Genomic DNA, 18,792 nt, shown 5'->3' with positions numbered 1-18,792 from the left:
ATGGGCAACTTATTTGATGCGCATCAGCTAGAGCATGCCAGTCAGCCGTTGTTCAGCGCTTACTATTACAGACAGTGGATCAATTATGAAATGGACTTTCACCAGCATCCTTCCATTGAAATTATGTATGTCATTAACGGGCACTGCCATATCGAGCTGTTGCCTGCGGGCTCATCAGCATCGGTTCTTTTTCAAATGAAAAAGGGCGAGTTCATTATGCTGGACGGCAAAGTGCCGCATCGTTTGCTCGTAAAGGAAGAAGGCGGCTGCAGAATGCTTAATGTCGAATTTACCTTCCAGTGCAGCAAGCGAGTGCTGCCCACGATTAGCGAGCTTGCCGCGCAAAGCGAGGAGCTGGCATACCTGCTGCGTCATATTGGTGCCTATGTCGTACTGCGCGATGTTGATGAAGTGTATGCGGCACTGAAAGGTCTCGTGCTGGAGCTTGATCAGCAGCTTGAGCAGGGCAGTCTGAAGCAGGAGTTGCTGTTTACGCAGCTTATGCTGCTGATCGCTGGCTTGTACCGCGCTTCAGCCGATTCACCACCGCGCGCCTCAGCAGCCCAGCATTATGTGAGGCAGGTGCAAAGCTATATTCAACAGCATTACGATGGCACACTGTCCGTTCAGCAGCTTGCCAAATACGTCAACGTCCATCCGAATTACTTGCAGCGCGTCTTTCGAGCGGAGACCGGAATGACAATTATCCATTATCTTAACCAGTTTCGTCTGGACAAGGCGAAAATGCTGCTAAGAGAAACAGATATTGCGATGTCCGATATTTGCGAATTCGTCGGCATTAACAGCCGCCAATACTTTCACGAGCTATTCAAAAAGCATACTGGACTTACCCCCATACAATATCGCGAACAAAGCAATCGCCAATATTACAATGGGCTAGAACAATAATGTAGATTGAAGTTTAAAATTAGGGCTTTCAGGACCAAGAAGATGGCACGATACTAGAAGGCGAGGAGCGCAGCGTAGGCAAAAGCTACGTGAGCACCGCAGCCTTCGGTAGCGTGCCATATTCGCCGTCGAATCCACTACGAAGCACCGCATCGTCATCAAAGTCGTGCAATTTGAACCTCACTTATAATGAAAGTTTAAAAATGGGGGCTTTCAGGACCAAGAAGCTTGGACGCTAGTAGAAAGCGAGGAGCGCAGCGTAGGCACAAGCTACGTGAGCACCGGAGTTTTCGCTAGCGTTCAAGATTCGCCGTCGAATATGCTACAAAGAAGTCACATCGTCATCAAAGTCCCCATTTTTAAACCTCCTCTCAAAAAGGTTAGAATAGTTGACAGGTATTAATATATAATAGTCACAAACCCGATAACGCTTCCTTGCTTGCTGTTGCTACAATAAAGGCGACAACAGACAAGGAGGCGTTTTTATGTCGACATTTAAAATTACGTTTATCGGTGCAGGCTCAATCGGCTTTACGCGCGGCTTGCTGCGCGATTTACTGGCAGTGAAGGAATTTCACAATATCGAGATTGCATTCACGGACATTAGTGAGAAAAATCTTGAGATGGTGCGTGCGCTATGTCAGCGAGATATTGATGAAAACGGCTTGAGCATCAACATTTCGGCGACAACAGATCGTAGAGAAGCGCTGCGCAATGCGAAGTATGTCATTTGCACGATTCGCGTCGGCGGTCTGGAGGCGTTCACGACCGATATTGATATTCCGCTCAAGTACGGCATTGATCAATGTGTCGGCGATACGCTTTGTGCTGGTGGCATTATGTACGGTCAGCGAGGTATTGCAGAAATGCTCAATATTTGCCGCGATATTCGCGAGGTGGCTGCAAAAGATGTGTTGCTGCTTAATTATGCGAATCCGATGGCCATGCTTACATGGGCCTGCAATCAGTACGGAGGAGTTAAGACGATCGGCTTATGTCATGGCGTGCAGGGCGGTCATCGGCAAATTGCCGAAGCTTACGGGCTTGAGAAAAAAGATGTTGATATCATTTGTGCTGGCATTAACCATCAAACGTGGTACATTTCCATTAAGCATAAAGGCAAGGATTTGACAGCTGGCTTACTAGAGGCATTCGAAAATCATCCTGATTTTAGCCGTACGGAAAAAGTAAGAATTGATATGCTGCGTCGCTTTGGCTATTACAGCACAGAGTCGAACGGACATTTGAGCGAATATGTGCCTTGGTACCGCAAGCGCAGTGACGAAATTATCGACTGGATTGATTTAAGCTCATGGATTAACGGTGAAACTGGCGGCTATTTGCGCGTATGTACGGAAGGGCGCAATTGGTTTGAAACAGATTTCCCAAATTGGATGAAGGATGAGCCGATGCGGTTCATTGAGGAAAATCGTGGAGAGGAGCATGGCTCCTACATTATTGAAGCACTGGAGACAGGACGCATATATCGAGGGCATTTTAATGTTGTCAATCGGGGCATTATTACGAATCTGCCAGCGGATGCAATTATTGAAGCGCCCGGCTACGTCGATCGTAATGGCATTTCGATGCCTGTCGTTGGTGATTTGCCGCTCGGACCAGCCGCAGTATGCAACGCAAGCATATCGGTGCAGCGTCTCGCTGTCGAGGCAGCGGTGCATGGGGATGAGCAATTGCTGCGCCAAGCGTTTATGATGGATCCGCTTGTTGGAGCAGTATGCAATCCGAAAGAAATTTGGCAGCTTGTTGATGAAATGCTGGTAGCACAAGAGCAGTGGCTGCCGCAGTATGAGCAGGCGATTGCTGCAGCCAAGCAGCGTCTCGCTGCCGGACCGCTTATCCCAACTAAGCAGTATGCAGGAGCTGCAAGGCTGAAGGTGAAAACAGTAGAGGAAATGGAGCAGGATCGCGAAGGGGCTAATAGGAATGCAGGTGAATCGGATAAAGCCAAGCAACGCTTATAGTGGTAGTTCAAAAAGCTGGACTTTGATGACGATGTAGTTGCGTTGAGGATTACTCGACGGCGAATATGTCACGCTAGCGAAAACTGCGGTGCTCACGTAGCAAGTGCCTACGCTGCGCTCCTCGCTTTCTACTAGCGTGCCATCTTCTTGGTCCTGAAAGCCCAACTTTTTGAACCTTCATTGGAAGAGGAGCGTTCAAAATCCGACTTTGATGACGATGCGGTTGCGTTGTAGTAGATTCGACGGCGAATATGTCACGCTACCGAGTGCTCCGGTGCTCACGTAGCAAGTGCCTACGCTGCGCTCCTCGCCCTCTAGTATCGTGCCATCTTCTTGGTCCTGAAAGCCGAATTTTGAACGTTCATTGGAAGGGGTAGTTCAAAAATCCGACTTTGATGACGATGTAGTTGCGTTGTAGCGGATTCGACGGCGAATCTTGGACGCTAGCGAAAACTGCGGTGCTTACGTAGCAAATGCCTACGCTGCGCTCCTCGCTTTCTACTGGCGTGCCATCTTCTTGGTCCTGAAAGCCGAATTTTGAACGTTCATTGGAAGGGGTAGTTCAAAATCCGACTTTGATGACGATGTAGTTGCGGTGAGGATTACACGACGGCGAATATGTCACGCTACCGAGTGCTCCGGTGCTCACGTAGCAAGTGCCTACGCTGCGCTCCTCGCCCTCTAGTATCGTGCCATCTTCTTGGTCCTGAAAGCCGAATTTCGAACCTTTATTGGAAGAGGAGCGTTCAAAATCCGACTTTGATGACGATGCGGTTGCGTTGTAGTGGATTCGACGGCGAATCTTGGACGCTAGCGAAAGGTTATGCTTCCGACGTATGTTTCCTTCGGAAACATTGTAGGTGCTCATGTAGCTTTTTGCCTATGCTGCGCTCTTCGCCATCTACTAGCATCCAAGCTTCTAAGGACCTGCCTGAGAAAAAGCACCGTAGCGCTGAACTTTGATCCGCTACGCTTGCTTCGTAGCGCACTCAACAACAAAAAAAAGCACCAGCGGAGGAGCAAAGCATCCGAAAAACGCAGTGGGTCGCCTTTAACATCGTAATGTTACCTTAAAAATTAAATAAGAGCATTACGATTTAAAAAGCGACTGGAGGATGCATTGCTCCGCAGCGCTGACTAGAGGATGCATTGCTCCGCAGCGCTGACTAGAGGATGCATTGCTCGCAGCGCTTAAATTGTTCTCATTACTGGATGAGTACACGTACGTATAAACGATAATTTATATCGGTCTTTTTCTGTTTAGCCGCTCACGAGGCTGTATTGTATGGTAAACTGATCAATGATTGGAGATCAACTTACATACAAGGGAGAGAAGCTGTATGTCACAGTGGAGCCTCATTGCAAAAATTCGCCAACGATTTTCCAGCAGTCCAGTACCACCAGATCAACGCTTAGGCAGGGAAGCGATTATTTCGTTAATTATTCATGCCAGCTTTCAATTCGGCGCGTCGATGTCAGGGCTGTTTCTTAATTTGTACCTGTGGCGCTTGACAGAGGATTTTACGATCAATGCTATTTACAACATCGTCAACTTTGCGATGACTCCGTTTGCTTTTGCAATTGGAGGATTAATTGCGAAAAAGCTCGACCGAATGGTCGTTTATCGGCTTGGCATTATGCTTTGCGCGGCTTTTTATTTGCTGGTCATTATTACTGGCGAATCGGTGCCCGATTACTTTATTTTGTTTGCGTTGCTTAACGGCATCTCTTCCGGCTTCTATTGGACAGGATATTTGATCCTGCAATACGATGTGTCTACGGATCGTAATCGTGTCCGCTATTTGGCCATTAATATGGTAACGTTCAACTCGGCTGGTTTGGCCGGTCCTGCATTAGCAGGCTCTATCATTTCAAGAATGGAAGGGCTGCAGGGCTATCTGACAATTTTTATGTTTGCATTTGTGATGTTTGTCGTGGCTGCCATTATTAGTACGAGAATTAAGGCGATTGTCAGCCATCATAAAGCCTATTATTTGAAATATGTCGGGCTTGTTATGAAAAAGAACAAGCTGTGGCTTTACAGTCTTTGCGGTTTTTTTGTATTTGGCTTGTTTCAAGGCATTATGCTGTTTTTGCCTAATATATTGCTGTTCCAGGCAGTCGAACGAGAGGACCTTGTCGGTTATTTCGGCGTTTTGTTCTCGGGCATTACGGTCGCGACTGGCTATGTAATTTCGCGCAGAGCGCAGAAGGAGCAGGCGCGCAAATACATTTTGTATGCAACAATTGCAGTAGTGCTGGCTGCGTCTATGCTGTTAATTGAAGTAAAGCTGTGGTCGGTCATTATCTTTATGGTCGTATTTTCGGTTTGCAATCCGCTTACAGTAAATTCGATGACCTCATATTTTTATCGTTTAATAAGCGGCTTGCCTCTAAAGGGACAGCTTAAGGTTGAATCGGTCGTAATGCGCGAGGCGTTTCTTAACGCCGGTCGCGTAGTGGCGATTTCTATTCTTATTATGCTGGCAACTGATTTGCAATCAATATGGCTGGCAATTGTTATTCTGGCAATGGCTGCTGCGCAGTTTTTGCTGCTGCTGTTCATCCGGCCAGAGCAAGCCGAGCAGGCTGAGACGGCTGCATCTGTTGCAGCGAACAAATAGAGCTTTCAGAAATATAGACATACTTAAACGGGGACGTTCTGTCAAAGGAACGCCCCCGATTTTTCTGAAAAGCTGTTGTGTTGGCTTTATTACTCATTTCTATTCTGTTGTTATCAAGCTGCTCCAAGCATTATAATACGCTCAAGAAAGAGCTTGAAATTGACGAAGCTTAGTATAATACAATGAGAATAATCGCCTGCATCATTAACTTCCAAGTTTTTACGATCTTTAAAGCGATTTTCTGCGCCATAATACGATGATTAGACAGCCAATTATTAATAGTGCTGCACATATTAGTGTTGCTTTAAAGTGGTTTTGCTGGTCTTGAACGGATACAGTAGCTGAACCAGCTTCGCCATTCATAAAGCCCCCAGGGAATTGTCCATTGAAGCCACCTTGACCTCGCCCTCCCCAGTTTTGCTGGCCGTCCGGCATCTGTCCGTTGCCGAAGTCTGGCAACTGCCCTTGCTGGCCGTCCGGCATTTGCCCGTTGCCGAAGTTCGGCATTTGAGCTTGCTCGCCATCAGGCATTTGCCCGCCATTAGGCATTTGAGCTTGCTCGCCATTAGGCATTTGCCCATTGCCTCGGTTGCCTCTTCCGCCGCCAAACATATCGCCGCCCATGCCACCGCCTGGACCATTGCTTGCCGAGCCTGAACCGTCTCCAGCGCTAGCTATTTCTCCGCTAAGCTGCTTATTAATGGAATCGACCTGTGTACTGGCGAATTCGATTAAAGCGTCTACTCCTTGCTCGAATTGCTCGAACGTAACAAAGGCAGTAGCATCGTTTTGCACTGCGTCGCTAATTAACGCTTGCAGCTCGCGAGCGCGGCTTTCGAATTGGCCATCTGTAAAGTACGTATTGATCATATCCTCAATAATTTGGTGATACTGCTCGCGATAGGTATCGTCCGCAATGAGCTTGGCGATTAGCGGGCGGCTGGCCAAGGCAACGCCGGTTGGCTCATCTATCAGTATGCCTGATCCGCCAAAGCCGCCAAACGCCATATTAAGATCCCAAGGTATGATCGTAAAGCTGCCATCCAGCTCATACAAGTAATAATTGTGCTTGAAATTTCCTGCATAGCTGTCCATATTGGCCGTAACTGTGTTAAAGGCGATAAAGCGCAGAGCTGCTTCAACATCAAGCACCTCACTGTAGCTGGAGGCCTCGCCATTGTTAAGTGTATCCGTCATGGCAACCAGTGCCTGCTCATCTGCATTTCCATGCTTCACATCCAGCCCGGTATAATCCTCAAATGCTTCAAGCGCAGTCAAGTCGGCGCCATTTCCTCCATTTGATTTATACAATGTTCCTGTAGTTGTGCCAAATTCACGCTCCAGAAAAGCGGTGCTCATTTGCTCAACCGCGGTATACAAGCCCCATAGCTCGCCATTAATGTATACGTTGACGAAGGAGTATTTTGGTGTTGGAATGCCCATGCCCTCGGCGATTTCGTAAGCTAAAAACTCGCGAATATAGCTTGCATCGCTGTACTCATTGTTCAAATTAATTTTAGTAATGCCGCCTATGCTTTGTGTAACATATTCATCCAGTGAAAGCTTAAAGCTGTAGCGGTTTGAATTGCTCATTCCTGCCACGGACCGCAAGCTGGAGTTGCCTTTGGTGCGAAATCCAATGTTTTCAAGCAAATTTCCGTTATAATTAACACTGGCCTCATAATACTGCTCGGCAGTCGGATTATCCAATATCGCTTGAAAATCAGCTTCATCGATCGTTATTTTGACGTCGACAATGCTATTTTTAGGGAAAATGGTTTCATCCAGCCCGTCTTCTGATATAGTTGCAATTGTTTTCGTAGAAGGCTTGGAATCAGCATTCGAGCAGCCGGACAATACCGCGATCAACAGCAATACATATAAAGCACAGGTTTTGCTATGCTGCTTCATTAGAGTTCCCCCCTCTTCTATGAAACATAGTCGCCGTTATAGCTGATTAGTACCGCGCTTTGTACGTCGGAAATGCTGGAAATTCCATTTACAAAGGAACCGGACTGCTGCTTCAAACGCACCTCATACGTAACCTCGATGTTGCCGGCGGTCACTGTTTTTTGCTTAACATTGAATTTCTTGACTGCTTTGGCAACCTGCTGCTCGACGGTTTGCTCTGCTTGATCGCTGCTGCAGTTGACTACCAGCAAATAAGGAGCTTCTGGTGAGCTTCCTTTAATGAAGAAGAACAGAATTAGCCCAACAATTAATGAGCCGAGTATAGCTAGTGTATAGAAGCCTGCGCCTGTCACAATGCCGGCAACAGCAGCCCAGAACAGGAAGATTAGATCTGTCGGATCCTTAATTGGCGTTCTAAAGCGTACAATGGATAATGCGCCAACCATCCCGAGCGATAGCACCAAATTGGAATTAATGGCGATAATAACGGTCGCGGTAATCATCGTCATGCCGATTAATGCGACATTGAAGCTTTTGGAGTAAAGCACGCCGCTAAAGATACGACGATATAAGAAATAAATAAATAATCCGAGTAAAAATGCTACACTTAAAGAGATTAAAATTTCGCTAATGGCGATGTCTGTCCCGAAGTTTTCCAATACGGAATTTTTAATAATATCCGTAAAGCTTGTTGAAGTAGTTGATGTTTCTGCTGCTGTGGCAGCTTGATTTGTTGTGTTCATTAATAGTCCTCCCAATTATTCGTCTTATTGTATTTGCGGCAGATAACATATTTTGAAGCTGATGTGCGGTGCAGTCCGTCAAGCTGCAGAGCGGCTTGAATTGGTGCAGGTAAAAACTCATCATATTTAATTTCCATAATGATTTTGTCGTCATCCAGTGCGGAGACAGGCTTCAGCTCAGGGTTGAAAATATCGGTTTGATTTAAGCCCGTGCGCAAATATTTATCAAACGTAATCCGCACATTGCCGTATTTGTAGACGTAGGGCTCACGCACATAGTCAACGATTACTACTGGTCGGAGCAAATAGTGCTTCATCTGCTCATAGACCTCCAGCAGCAGCGGCCTGCTGCCGATTTTCAGCACCTCATAGTCGCCTTGGATCAGCCTTTCATACATGTCGCGGGTGATCGGCTCCTTCACTTTGGCGATATATTCGCGATATTTAATTTTTTTCTCAAAGTGAATGACTTGATCGCATTTGTTGTAAATGCGAATGCGATATTTTGCACGCTGGCTAATGCCGCCGAGCTTTTCATGAAGCGCTGTGTTGGCCGCATCATCAAAATAGAGGCTGCGAATATGGTATTCGCCGCGTTCAGCTGCATGCTGATCAAGCTTCACGATTCCTTTTAGCTTCTGCGTTATAAGAAATCGCTGGTGAGGGCTAATATAATACTTGAATTCGTTACGGTATTTTAGCGACTGGTTCATCGTACACCTCGTTTCTTGTTACAATGTTTGTTTGATAGACTCATTGTAGGAGACAATGCTTATACGAATCTGAAGCAAAACTGAAAGTCCGCTGAATGCTTGTCAAGTAAAATCTGTGTTAAACTTTTGTAAATGAAGTAGAGGCATAAGGAGTTGATTTAAAGTGAAGAAATATACGATTGCGTTTATTGCACTCATTGCTTTCATGCTGTTAGTGGTTGGCTCTATCGAATGGTTAAAGGAGAAGGAGCAGAAGGGGACAGAGATTGACGTAGCGGTAGAGACCGAAGCAGCGACAGATGCTGAGGCAAGGACAGGGGTAGGAGCAAAGACAGGAACAAAGGCAGGAGCAGAGGCAGGAGCCGGGCCAGAAGCGGGAGCGGAGGTAGAGAACAGCATTTACGGGATGACACTGTCCTTTGCCAATGAGCAGCAGCGGGTATTTACGTGGCTCTCAGATGAGCGTTATGAGCAAAGCGGCTTACAAATAAAAAAGAAGGCTGAAAGCTGGCAGCAAGGCAGCACAGTGCTGCTTGAAGCGGAGCTTGCAAGCTACAGCAATGAAAATGGCCAGCAGTTGTACAGCTATACGGCAACGCTTGATCAGCTGGAAGAGCAGCAAACCTATACCTATCGGGTAGTTGCAGCAGATAAGGTGATTTCGCAGGAATATTCGTTTACGACTTATGGAGAGCAGGAGGAATCCTTTCAGTTTATCCATGTAACAGATTCTCAAGGGGTGACGGAGGCTGACTATGCCCAATGGGGCATAACGCTGCGGCAGGCGCAGTTGGCCGCGCCGCAGGCAAGATTTATCGTTCATGGCGGTGACTTGACGGATGACCCGGCGAAGGAGCAGGAGTGGAAATGGTTTTACAGCAAGGCGGAGGCGCTAACCTCGGTTCCGTTCTTTCCGACAACCGGCAACCACGAGCTTGTTGATGATGATGCAAGCTCTTATGCCATTCGCTTCCGCATGCCTGCTAATGGCGCTAATGCATTGTCTGAGCAAACAACCTACTATATGAGCTACCAGAACCTGCTATTGATCAGCATGAATACAGAAGAAGCGATCGATGAGCAAACGATATGGCTGCAGGAAGTGCTGGAGCAGCATGCGGACAGCTATGACTGGATCGTCGTTTCCATGCATCGCGGCGTATATGGCGCCAGCCGCTTCAAGAAGGCTGAGGATTGGACGAAGCTGTTTGACGAATACGGCGTCGATCTCGTACTGCAAGGCCACAATCACTCCTATTCGCGCAGCTATCCGCTTGTCAAGGGCGAAGCAGCTGCAGGAGATGGGCAAGGAACCGTATACGTTACATTAAATGCAGCCGGCAGCAAGCTGAATGATAAGAAAAAGGAAAAAGCTTATCAGGCAGTCGCTTTTCAGAACGGCAAGCAGATGTATGCCATTGTTGATGTATCAAGCAAAGAGCTTACCTATTCCGCTTATGATGTCGACGGGCAGTTGCTGGATCAATTTACGCTGGAGCCATCTTAAGCTTCGCGCTAGCGGCTTGATTCATCTGCATGAGCCTGCAGAAGCGGAAAGCTGATCGTAAAGGTAGAGCCGCTGCCCAGCTCGCTTTCGACCTCTATATGAGCTTGATGCGCTTCGACCAATCTTTTTGTAATTGAGAGGCCTAGCCCAGCGCCGCCTGCTGCACGGGTTCGCGCTTTGTCAATTCGGAAGAAGCGCTCAAACAGCTGCTGCTGATGCTCCTTGGCGATGCCTGTGCCATTGTCGGAAACAGCCAGCATGACCAGCGATCCTCTCTGTAAGAGGCGAATTGCAATGAGACCGTGCTCGCTATCGGTATGCTGGATTGCATTGCTGATCAGATTTAATAGTATTTGCTTAATGCCGTGCGGGCTGCCCCAAATTTCATAGCGTTCGCTTCCATTGTACTCCAGAGTAATTTTGCGCTTGCCGGCCATCAGCTCAAGCTGCAGCAGCATCCCTTTTATGAGCGGCGGCAGCTGCAGTCGCTGGAAGTCATCCAGCATTTGCTCATGATCAGGTTGATCGAGCTTGGCGAGCTGCAGCAAGCTCTCCACCAACGTTTTCATTCTTGTCGATTCCTGCTCCATCGCCTTCAACGACAGCTCCAGCTGCTTGGGCTGCTTCATTGCGCCGCGCTGCAGCACTTCAATAAAGCCATGAATCGAAGTAATCGGCGTACGCAGCTCATGTGAGGCGTCGGCAATAAACTGACGCATTCGCTCGCTTGTCATGCGCTCGGACTCAAAGGCTGTCTCCAGTCGCGCCAGCATGTCATTGTAAGCAGCGGCAAGCTGATCCAGCTCCTGCTGCTGCATCGCAGGCAGCTGCTCAGTCAAATTCTCGGCGTTTGTTTGCTCGACCGCGGCAATCATTTGATGAAGAGGCATTAGTGCCTTGCGCAGGCTGATCAATGTGAGAACAGAGCCGGCAAGCAGTGCAAACAATGCAGCAAGAATATAAATGCCGAGCTGCGTATAAAGCTGCTTCTTAAGCGATTCCAGCTCGATGCTGACCTGCAGCATATCGCCAGAGCTCATGTGCCCGCCCATTTCGCGAAACAGCACCATATAGTCATTGCCTTCCGCATCTGAAAACTCATAAAAGCGCTTCGCCTTGTCCAGGCGGTATTGCTCAAAAATGTCAGCATATTGCTGCTCGCTTATGATAGGTGCAGCTTGCACAGTATGGTCGGATAACATCGTTTGCTCGCCATTAGCGCCTATAAGACTTACGATCATGCCAGGCTGGAATATGATCGGGCGATTTGGTGCCCGTTCTCCGGGCGGTCCCCATTCTTTGACTGCTCCATTATTGGAGAGGAAGGCGGGCTCTGGCGGCCAGGAGCGAATTTGCGCATGCAGCGCATCAGCTTTATTGTTATATAGAAAGTCCTTCATAAAGGCGAACTGCAGCACGCCGATCAGCAAAAATAGAAAGGCAATAATGAATAGGGTGAGCGCGGTTATTTGGCCACGCAGCGTTCGATTCCATCTTTTCATCACAAATCCATCCTGTAGCCAGCACCGCGCAGCGTGCGAATGATGCGATGCTCCTTGTCGCCCAGCTTTTCTCGCAGAGAACGAACATACACTTCCACAATATTTTGCTCGCCGCCAAAGTCATAGCCCCATACCTTGTCCAATATAACCGTTTTGCTCAGCACGCTGCCGTGATTGGCTAGCAGCAGCTTTAGCAGCTCGTATTCGGTAGGAGAAAGCTCCAGCACCTCTTCGCCAAGCTTAATTTCTTTGCGTCGATCGTCAAGCGTGAAGTCGCCGTAGCGCACTGCGCTTAGCAGCATCGGAAACTGATTTCGGATGCGGGCGTGAATGCGGGCAAGCAGCTCTGAAAAGCTGAATGGCTTGACGAGGTAATCGTCAGCACCCAGTCTCAGGCCCTGTACGCGATCAGCGACATCATCCTTTGCAGTCAGCATAATAATCGCAATATTATTGCCGTTCTCCTTAAGCCGTTGGCAGGTGTCAAAGCCGTTAAGCTGCGGCATCATCACATCTAATACAACGATATGCGGCTTGAACGCGCCAGCTATGCTGATCGCAGCTTCGCCGTTCGTCGCAGTTTTAATAATCGCGCCTTCATTGCCGAGCCCCAGCTCTAAAAATTGTAAAATGCTTTCCTCGTCATCGACGAGCAATATTTTAATGCCTTCCAGTTGCCTCATTGCAAATTTCCTCTCTACTTGTGTCATTATCTTCATGTTTTGCCACGAAGGGATGCTTAACTAAAAAAAGGATAGTATAATATCATACATATATTACTAAATTACAGGAGCATCTACATGAAATTTAGCTTAAAACAACGAGTGAATGGTTTAATTGTACTTGCACTAATCGGAATGTTTATCAGTTTTCCATTTCAAGGCAGCTTTATCGGCGGCTTGCTGTTTGCAGCCTTTACTGCAGCGACAATTGGCGGACTGGCGGATTCTTTTGCGGTTAGCGCATTGTTCGGCCAGCCGCTGCGCATCCCTTGGCCGCGCTGGATGGGCACCAACATTATTGCCCGTAATCGTCAGCGGCTCATTAATGAGCTGGTCGATATGGTTGAGCATGAATTACTGTCTACGGACATTATTGCCGCCCAGCTAAAGCAGTATAACGCCGCTAAAGTATTGGCCAATTATGCAGCAAGCCCCTCAGGGCAGCTTGCGATTAAGCAGCTAGTCACGAAGTTGATTTCCGATTTGCTGAAAATAAGCAACCCTGCTGTTCTAAGCTTAGCGTTAAATCGGCTGTTTGAGCAAGGCTTGCGCAAAACAGAGCCTGTCAAGCTGGCTGCCAAGCTGCTGCAATGGCTTATTGATTCGCGCTATGACGCTGTTATTGTGAAAGAATTAAGCAAGCAATTAAAGCAGTTTGTTGAGCAAGCGGAGGTTAGGCAATTTGTGCATGAGTTTATCGCTACAGCGCTGCGTTCCTATGAGCGCAACAAAAAGGGGAGACAGTTTGTAAACAGCATTGCGGGCTTGAACGCCGATGAGCTGACGGATAAGGTGATGGCTTTTGCGAGCAAAACGTTGACTGAGCTTGAGAACGGCGAGCATGCTTGGAATGAAAAGTTTCGCAAGCAGCTGCAGCAAACGGCAGAGGACTGGGAGCAGCCAGGTGAAGGGGCAGAGCGCTGGAATGAACGCTTTAGACAAGCTGGACAGTTTTTGCTGCAGCGCGTGTTGACCGAGCAAATGGTAGAAAAATGGAGGGTGGAGCTCATTGCCCAGCTTGATGCAGATAAGCAGCAGGGCAGCAGCGGTCGATTTAAAATTTGGCTGGAGCAAAGGCTTGAAGAGCTGCTGCAGCGTCTAGCCGGGCAAACAGAGCTGCTGCAGCAGCTGAATCAGTATGTTGTAAGCTCGTTAAACGCATTTATTGAGCGCAACCATCGCTATATTGGCAAGCTGGTACGCGACAAGCTGGAGCAATTTGACGAGCAGCAGCTGATTCAGCTGGTTCAAGATAAAGCAGACAAGGATTTGCAATATATTCGCTTGAACGGCACCTTGGTCGGCTCTTTGATCGGCATGCTGTTATATTTGCTTCAGGCTTTAATTGGAGGGCTGCTATCATGACAATGCGAAAGTATGCTAATTTAAGTCTGCTGCTGCTGGCGTTATTATTTGTCGCTGCACTGGCTCTATACTGGTATTTCGATCAGCCGTGGTGGGCCAAGGCAATGCTGTTTATAGCCGAGGCTGGCATGGTCGGCGCGCTTGCCGACTGGTTCGCGGTTACGGCTTTATTCCGTCATCCGCTCGGCATGCGCTGGATTCCTCATACAGCGATTGTACCGCGCAATCGCGACAAGCTGATTGACGGTGTTGTCAACCTTGTGGAGGAGCAGCTGTTGAATAAAGCAATGATCGAGGAGCAGCTGCAAAAGGTTAATTTCACGGCGCTGCTGATCAAGCTGCTTGAGCAGAAATGGAATGCCAAATTTTCTGAGCAGCTGTTGCGAAATTTACTGCCTTTGCTGCTTAAAAATGTGCAGGCAGATCGTGCTGCGCAAAGCATTGAGCAAAGCTTGAAGCAAACTGCTCAGCAAAAAAGGCTGGCGCCATACTTAAGCAAAGGCTTGGCCTATTTACTGGAGAAGGGCTATGATCAGCAGCTGCTTGACTATATCATTAATGCGGCTCAGAAGCGTGTGCTGCATAGCGACGTCAAGCCTGCTATTAAAGCCCTGCTCGAGTCGGAAAAGGATAAAATGCTGGACGGAGACGGTGGCGGCTGGCTGGCCAAGGCGCTGTTCTCCTTTGCTCAGGCAGCTGATGCTGTTAACTTTGATGATGCCGCTGATGTGCTCTATCGCGATCTGCTGCTTTTGCTGGCACAGCTGAAGGATCATGATCATGAGCTAAGACTGCTGCTGCAGAGACAGCTATATGAGCTTGTGCGTCTGCTGGAAAAAGAGGAGGTAATCGATGCGCTTGAGCAGTGGAAGCAGCAGCTGCTGCAAAAGCTGTCAATTTCGCCAACGATCCAGCAGCTGCTGCAGGGGTTGCTGGAGCAGCTGGGGCAGGACCCAGCTGAGAAGGATGCTGACGCAAGCATTTTGCAAAAATGGCTTGCCCGCTTTATCCATCAGTATTGGCAATGGCTCAAGGAGGATGAAGCTTCACAGCAGCTGGTGGAGCAAAAGCTGAAAAGCTTTTTGCATCATCTCATTGAACAGGAGCATGTGGTCATTGGCAAGGTTGTCCGCAGTACGCTGAACACTTTTTCCGAGGAGCGTCTCGTCGAATTTATCGAAAGCAAGGTAGATATTGATTTACAGCGCATTCGCGTAAACGGCGCCTTGATTGGAGCCGTTGTTGGCGCTATATTGTATGCGTTGTTCTATGGAATTTACGAGCCGCTGCTGGCGAATTTGACATAGCAGGCAGTCCATTGCGGATACAGTTTTCGGACTTGCTGCAAGCTTATTGGAATGTTGTGCGCTTTTTGCTCATATGATTGTCCTAAAGCCTTTGCTTACAAATTGTTACTCATGTTCGATGAGGCATAGCTAAGCAGTCAATAAGCTGTAGGGGTGATCAAATGAACAAGCTGATTAGTCGATATTATCAGTTAAAGCAAAAGAGTAAAGCGATTGAACAGGAGCTTGCCGAGCTAAAGGAGCAAATTGTTCAACATATGAATAATGAAAAAGTGACAGAGCAGACATATGGCAGCTATAAGGTCAGAATGATTCTTTCCGAGCGCAAGGAGTATCACGAGACGCTGCTGTACAACGCGCTGCCTGATCCTGAGCTGTGGCGCATGCTGTCCAAGCCGGACCAGGGCAAAATTACTGGTCTGCTAAAGGTAGGAGCGTTGAAGGAGGACCACTTGAAGGATACGTACACGGTGAAGCAGCAGGTAGCGCTGATCGTGGACAAAAAGTAAAGCCTCTTAAGCGTCTGCCTTATTAAAAAGCAAGCACAGATGCAAGACTGATCGAACGGAAGGGTCAGCTTTAGCATCTGTGCTTTTTTAGTTGCTCTTTAATTGGTTAGGAAATAAATGGTATACTACTAATTATAAGGGGGGATTCGATGATTGCTTATGCGATATTTGTGCTATGCATCATATTGCTTTACTTGAACCATTTGAAAATGATCGAGAAGATGCACGCCAAGCATGATTATGATCCGAATAAAGTACTTGCTGTAGCATTAATAATTGCAGCAGGCGTCTCCTTGTTTATTGCATTCATATTGATTGTCCAAGGATAAAACACGAATGAATAACTAAAATTAGTAGGGATAGCGTCCATTTAATGAAGCGAGGAATGTATGGTGAATCAGACGATTGATTTGTTAATGAAGCATTGCTCCATTCGCAAATACAGTGCGGAAAACATTACGCAGGAGCAGCTGCATGCGATTATTGCAGCAGGCCAGCAGGCCTCAACCTCAAGCAATATGCAGGCATACAGCATTATCCGGATTACGAACAAGCAGCTTAGACAACAGTTTGCCAAGCTGAGCGGCCAACAGCAGCATGTAGTGGAAGCAGCAGAATTTCTTGTATGGTGTGCTGATTTATGGCGTATTCATGCGGCTGTGAGCGAGCGGCTTGATGAGGAAAATGATAATTTGGAGCTGACTGAAAACTTCATCGTAAGTACAGTAGACGCTGCACTCGCAGCGCAAAACAGTGCAATTGCAGCAGAATCAATGGGGCTGGGCATCCTCTATGTTGGCGGCATTCGCAATAAGATCAAGCAGGCTGCAGAGCTGCTGCAGCTGCCACGTTATGTTTATCCGTTGTTCGGCATGTGCATCGGTTACCCGCTGGAAGAGCCGCTGCGCCGGCCACGCTTGCCGCTGGAGACAGTGCTGCATGAAAACAGCTATAGCCGCGAGAAGCAGCAGGCCGGCATTGAGCAATATGATCAGCAGCTGCTGGACTATGTCAAGCAGAGAAGCGGGGGCAAGCAGCAGTTTAGCTGGAGTGATGCGATGACGAGAAGGCTTGCGGCAAGCCAGCAGCGCTCGGATATTTTGCCATTTTTACAGGAACGAGGCTTTATTAAAAAATAAGCGAATAGCGAAGCGAAGAGGATGGACCATCCTGCAGCTTCGCTATTTTTTATGTGTGCAATGCTGAAAAACCGCGTTATTATAACGTTTATCGGCACTATTATAGAGAATTGTATAGTATACAGAATCATGTATGTTGACCCTCTTGACAGCTCGAGCTTATGATTCAAATGCAACAGGTTGCCAGCAGCAAGGCGTTAACCACTTTCATGACTAAAAGGAGAGGGTAATGAATGAAAGCGCTTAAAAGGGTCGGTTCAGTAGCATTCGCAGTAATGCTATGTATTGCTTTACTAGTCGGATGCAGCAGCAATTCCTCAACAGGCACCGGGAGCAATACGGCAGGATCAGCTGCAAAAAATGAAAAAAATGATAGCGGCAGCAAGGAGAGAGTAACGCTAAAGGTTGAGGTATTCGATCGCGGCAATTCGCCTGAAGGAATGACAGTGACGAATAATCTTATGACGAAGTATGTTCAGGAAAACTTCGGCGACCCGAACAATATCGATGTAGAGTTCGTTGCGGTGCCGCGCAGCGAGGAAATTAACAATTTGAATGTGCTTATGGCTGCCGGCACGGCACCGGATATTATTTTCACCTATAATGAAGGCGCTGTTTACAGCTGGGCGCAGCAGGGCGGGCTGATGGATCTGGGTCCGGCAATTGAAGAGCATGGTCCGCAATTAAAGGAATATCTTGCTGACTCGCTGCAGTATGGAATATTCGACGGCATGCAATATGCGGTGGTGGCGCGACGCGTTAATTTGCAAAAATATTCAAGTCTGATTCGCAAGGACTGGCTTGATGCGCTGTCGCTGCCAATTCCAACAACAACAGAGGAAACCTATGAGGCGCTTAAGGCCTTCAAGCAAAATAATATGGGCGGGGAGCGTACGATTCCATTTGGCTTTGCGCTTGCGCCTGACTCCTATGAGCCGGTTATTTGGTCTTTTATTAAGGAGCAATCCGATGAAGCGCGTTATTTACGCTCGGTTACGATCGGCTCGCGCGAATATCCAATTTTAATGGACGGACATAAGGATGCGCTGCAATTTTTAAACAAGCTTTACAATGAAGGCTTGCTTGATCCGGATTTTGCACTGGATAAGGACAAAAAGAAAAAGGATGAGCATTTTGTAAACGGCTATACAGGGCTGTACAGCTTTGATTCAGGGCAAGCTTTCGGCAACGGCGAATCCTCAGCTGTCATGACGCTGGAAAGCAATGTTTCAGGCGCTGAGGTTGCGCCAGTGCTGCCATGGACGGACTTTGAAGGGAAAAACAGACAGCCCGCATATAATCCAAGCGGCATGTACATTATGGTTCCTTCCTTCAGCAAGCGTACGGCGGAAGCAATCAAGTATTTGAACTGGATGGCTCAGGATGAAGTGATTCAATATATGGCGTTCGGTGAGGAAGGCGTGCATCACAATCTCGTCGATGGCTATCCTGTGCGCAACTCCAGCGAAGAGGATCAAAAGCTGCTCTATAATACCGGGGATATGCTCATTATTACGAATGGCATAGATTTTGGTTCAGCAGAGAACAACAATGAATATATGGCATTAAGTGTTGTAGAGAAGCACCGGGAGTTGGCTATTCAGTCAAGATCGTTTGCCGACAAGGATGCGGTGCAGCAGCCGATCAGCTTTGATAAGCCGCTTGATTCCGAAGCCAAGTATTCAGTCGTAATGCTGGAAAAATACGAGGAGCTGCTGGTCAAGTCAATTATGAGCAAGCCTGAGGAGTTTGACAAAGTGTATGAAGTAACGCTTAAGGATTTCATGGATACGGCTGGAACAGAGGTTTTTGAGGAACGCAAGGTAGCATATGAGGCGATGCAACAATAAGCCGGCGCA

The 18,792-nt window shown here is 47.7% G+C and carries 15 protein-coding genes; 10 read left to right on the top strand and 5 right to left on the bottom strand.

Features of this window, described 5'->3' with window-relative positions; genetic code table 11:
• The 3 genes from KJS52_RS12330 to KJS52_RS12320 all read left to right on the top strand — a co-directional run bounded on the left by KJS52_RS12330 (position 1) and on the right by KJS52_RS12320 (position 5,515).
• A complete protein-coding gene (locus tag KJS52_RS12330; protein ID WP_213515471.1) occupies positions 1–909 on the top strand; it encodes an AraC family transcriptional regulator in 909 nt (302 codons plus the stop codon).
• Positions 910–1,394: 485 nt separating this feature from the next.
• On the top strand, positions 1,395–2,891 hold the full coding sequence (locus KJS52_RS12325; RefSeq protein WP_213515469.1) for an alpha-glucosidase/alpha-galactosidase: 1,497 nt from the start codon (positions 1,395–1,397) through the stop codon (positions 2,889–2,891).
• Between the two features lie 1,340 nt (positions 2,892–4,231).
• Positions 4,232–5,515, top strand: coding sequence for an MFS transporter (locus tag KJS52_RS12320; protein WP_213515467.1), 1,284 nt, complete (start codon positions 4,232–4,234; stop codon positions 5,513–5,515).
• Between the two features lie 228 nt (positions 5,516–5,743).
• Here the strand turns inward: KJS52_RS12320 and KJS52_RS12315 are convergent, their stop codons facing one another.
• Genes KJS52_RS12315 through KJS52_RS12305 form a run of 3 tightly spaced genes read right to left on the bottom strand, consistent with a single transcriptional unit; the run spans position 5,744 to position 8,882 of the window.
• A complete protein-coding gene (locus tag KJS52_RS12315; RefSeq protein ID WP_213515465.1) occupies positions 5,744–7,426 on the bottom strand; it encodes a CotH kinase family protein in 1,683 nt (560 codons plus the stop codon).
• Between the two features lie 17 nt (positions 7,427–7,443).
• Positions 7,444–8,169 (bottom strand): DUF4956 domain-containing protein, encoded by a 726-nt coding sequence (locus KJS52_RS12310; protein ID WP_213515463.1) that lies wholly within the window; start codon positions 8,167–8,169, stop codon positions 7,444–7,446.
• A complete protein-coding gene (locus tag KJS52_RS12305; RefSeq protein ID WP_213515462.1) occupies positions 8,169–8,882 on the bottom strand; it encodes a polyphosphate polymerase domain-containing protein in 714 nt (237 codons plus the stop codon). The genes KJS52_RS12310 and KJS52_RS12305 overlap by 1 nt, the downstream gene beginning before the upstream one ends.
• A 163-nt stretch (positions 8,883–9,045) precedes the next feature.
• Here KJS52_RS12305 and KJS52_RS12300 point away from each other — a divergent pair, with 163 nt between their 5' ends.
• On the top strand, positions 9,046–10,389 hold the full coding sequence (locus tag KJS52_RS12300; RefSeq protein ID WP_213515460.1) for a purple acid phosphatase family protein: 1,344 nt from the start codon (positions 9,046–9,048) through the stop codon (positions 10,387–10,389).
• A gap of 8 nt (positions 10,390–10,397) precedes the next feature.
• On the opposite strand, the gene KJS52_RS12295 is transcribed toward KJS52_RS12300, so the two are convergent.
• A complete protein-coding gene (locus KJS52_RS12295) occupies positions 10,398–11,891 on the bottom strand; it encodes a sensor histidine kinase (protein WP_213515458.1) in 1,494 nt (497 codons plus the stop codon).
• Positions 11,891–12,574 carry a response regulator transcription factor gene (locus tag KJS52_RS12290; protein WP_213515456.1) on the bottom strand — a complete coding sequence of 228 codons (684 nt, stop codon included), beginning with the start codon at positions 12,572–12,574 and terminating at the stop codon, positions 11,891–11,893. Before KJS52_RS12290 ends, KJS52_RS12295 begins: the two co-directional genes overlap by 1 nt.
• A gap of 117 nt (positions 12,575–12,691) precedes the next feature.
• On the opposite strand from KJS52_RS12290, the gene KJS52_RS12285 reads away from it, so the two are divergent.
• The 6 genes from KJS52_RS12285 (at position 12,692) to KJS52_RS12260 (ending at position 18,783) form a co-directional block, all read left to right on the top strand.
• Entirely contained in the window at positions 12,692–13,978 is a 1,287-nt protein-coding gene (locus KJS52_RS12285) for a DUF445 domain-containing protein (RefSeq protein WP_213515454.1), read from the top strand.
• Positions 13,975–15,285, top strand: a complete 1,311-nt coding sequence (locus KJS52_RS12280; protein WP_213515452.1) for a DUF445 domain-containing protein — start codon at positions 13,975–13,977, stop codon at positions 15,283–15,285. The genes KJS52_RS12285 and KJS52_RS12280 overlap by 4 nt, the downstream gene beginning before the upstream one ends.
• A gap of 161 nt (positions 15,286–15,446) precedes the next feature.
• Complete coding sequence (locus tag KJS52_RS12275; protein ID WP_213515450.1) at positions 15,447–15,794, top strand: hypothetical protein; 348 nt, start codon at positions 15,447–15,449, stop codon at positions 15,792–15,794.
• A gap of 149 nt (positions 15,795–15,943) precedes the next feature.
• Positions 15,944–16,123, top strand: coding sequence for a hypothetical protein (locus KJS52_RS12270; protein WP_213515448.1), 180 nt, complete (start codon positions 15,944–15,946; stop codon positions 16,121–16,123).
• Between the two features lie 60 nt (positions 16,124–16,183).
• A complete protein-coding gene (gene nfsA / locus KJS52_RS12265) occupies positions 16,184–16,933 on the top strand; it encodes an oxygen-insensitive NADPH nitroreductase (RefSeq protein ID WP_306433579.1) in 750 nt (249 codons plus the stop codon).
• 233 nt (positions 16,934–17,166) lie between these two features.
• Complete coding sequence (locus KJS52_RS12260) at positions 17,167–18,783, top strand: extracellular solute-binding protein (RefSeq protein ID WP_213515444.1); 1,617 nt, start codon at positions 17,167–17,169, stop codon at positions 18,781–18,783.
• Positions 18,784–18,792: the final 9 nt, after the last annotated feature.

This window comes from Paenibacillus montaniterrae (genome assembly GCF_018403185.1).
GTDB classification, from domain to species: domain Bacteria; phylum Bacillota; class Bacilli; order Paenibacillales; family Paenibacillaceae; genus Pristimantibacillus; species Pristimantibacillus montaniterrae.
This window is presented reverse-complemented; position numbering and strand designations above follow the sequence as displayed.

What these genes read in the sequence shown, in the direction of transcription:
- KJS52_RS12325 (WP_213515469.1), top strand. Translation starts at nt 1,395, where the DNA reads ATGTCGACATTTAAAATTACGTTTATCGGTGCAGGCTCAATCGGCTTT.
- KJS52_RS12330 (WP_213515471.1), top strand. Translation starts at nt 1, where the DNA reads ATGGGCAACTTATTTGATGCGCATCAGCTAGAGCATGCCAGTCAGCCG.
- KJS52_RS12295 (WP_213515458.1), bottom strand. Translation starts at nt 11,891, where the DNA reads ATGAAAAGATGGAATCGAACGCTGCGTGGCCAAATAACCGCGCTCACC.
- KJS52_RS12320 (WP_213515467.1), top strand. Translation starts at nt 4,232, where the DNA reads ATGTCACAGTGGAGCCTCATTGCAAAAATTCGCCAACGATTTTCCAGC.
- KJS52_RS12285 (WP_213515454.1), top strand. Translation starts at nt 12,692, where the DNA reads ATGAAATTTAGCTTAAAACAACGAGTGAATGGTTTAATTGTACTTGCA.
- KJS52_RS12280 (WP_213515452.1), top strand. Translation starts at nt 13,975, where the DNA reads ATGACAATGCGAAAGTATGCTAATTTAAGTCTGCTGCTGCTGGCGTTA.
- KJS52_RS12315 (WP_213515465.1), bottom strand. Translation starts at nt 7,426, where the DNA reads ATGAAGCAGCATAGCAAAACCTGTGCTTTATATGTATTGCTGTTGATC.
- KJS52_RS12305 (WP_213515462.1), bottom strand. Translation starts at nt 8,882, where the DNA reads ATGAACCAGTCGCTAAAATACCGTAACGAATTCAAGTATTATATTAGC.
- KJS52_RS12270 (WP_213515448.1), top strand. Translation starts at nt 15,944, where the DNA reads ATGATTGCTTATGCGATATTTGTGCTATGCATCATATTGCTTTACTTG.
- KJS52_RS12310 (WP_213515463.1), bottom strand. Translation starts at nt 8,169, where the DNA reads ATGAACACAACAAATCAAGCTGCCACAGCAGCAGAAACATCAACTACT.
- KJS52_RS12275 (WP_213515450.1), top strand. Translation starts at nt 15,447, where the DNA reads ATGAACAAGCTGATTAGTCGATATTATCAGTTAAAGCAAAAGAGTAAA.
- KJS52_RS12260 (WP_213515444.1), top strand. Translation starts at nt 17,167, where the DNA reads ATGAAAGCGCTTAAAAGGGTCGGTTCAGTAGCATTCGCAGTAATGCTA.
- KJS52_RS12290 (WP_213515456.1), bottom strand. Translation starts at nt 12,574, where the DNA reads ATGAGGCAACTGGAAGGCATTAAAATATTGCTCGTCGATGACGAGGAA.
- nfsA (WP_306433579.1), top strand. Translation starts at nt 16,184, where the DNA reads ATGGTGAATCAGACGATTGATTTGTTAATGAAGCATTGCTCCATTCGC.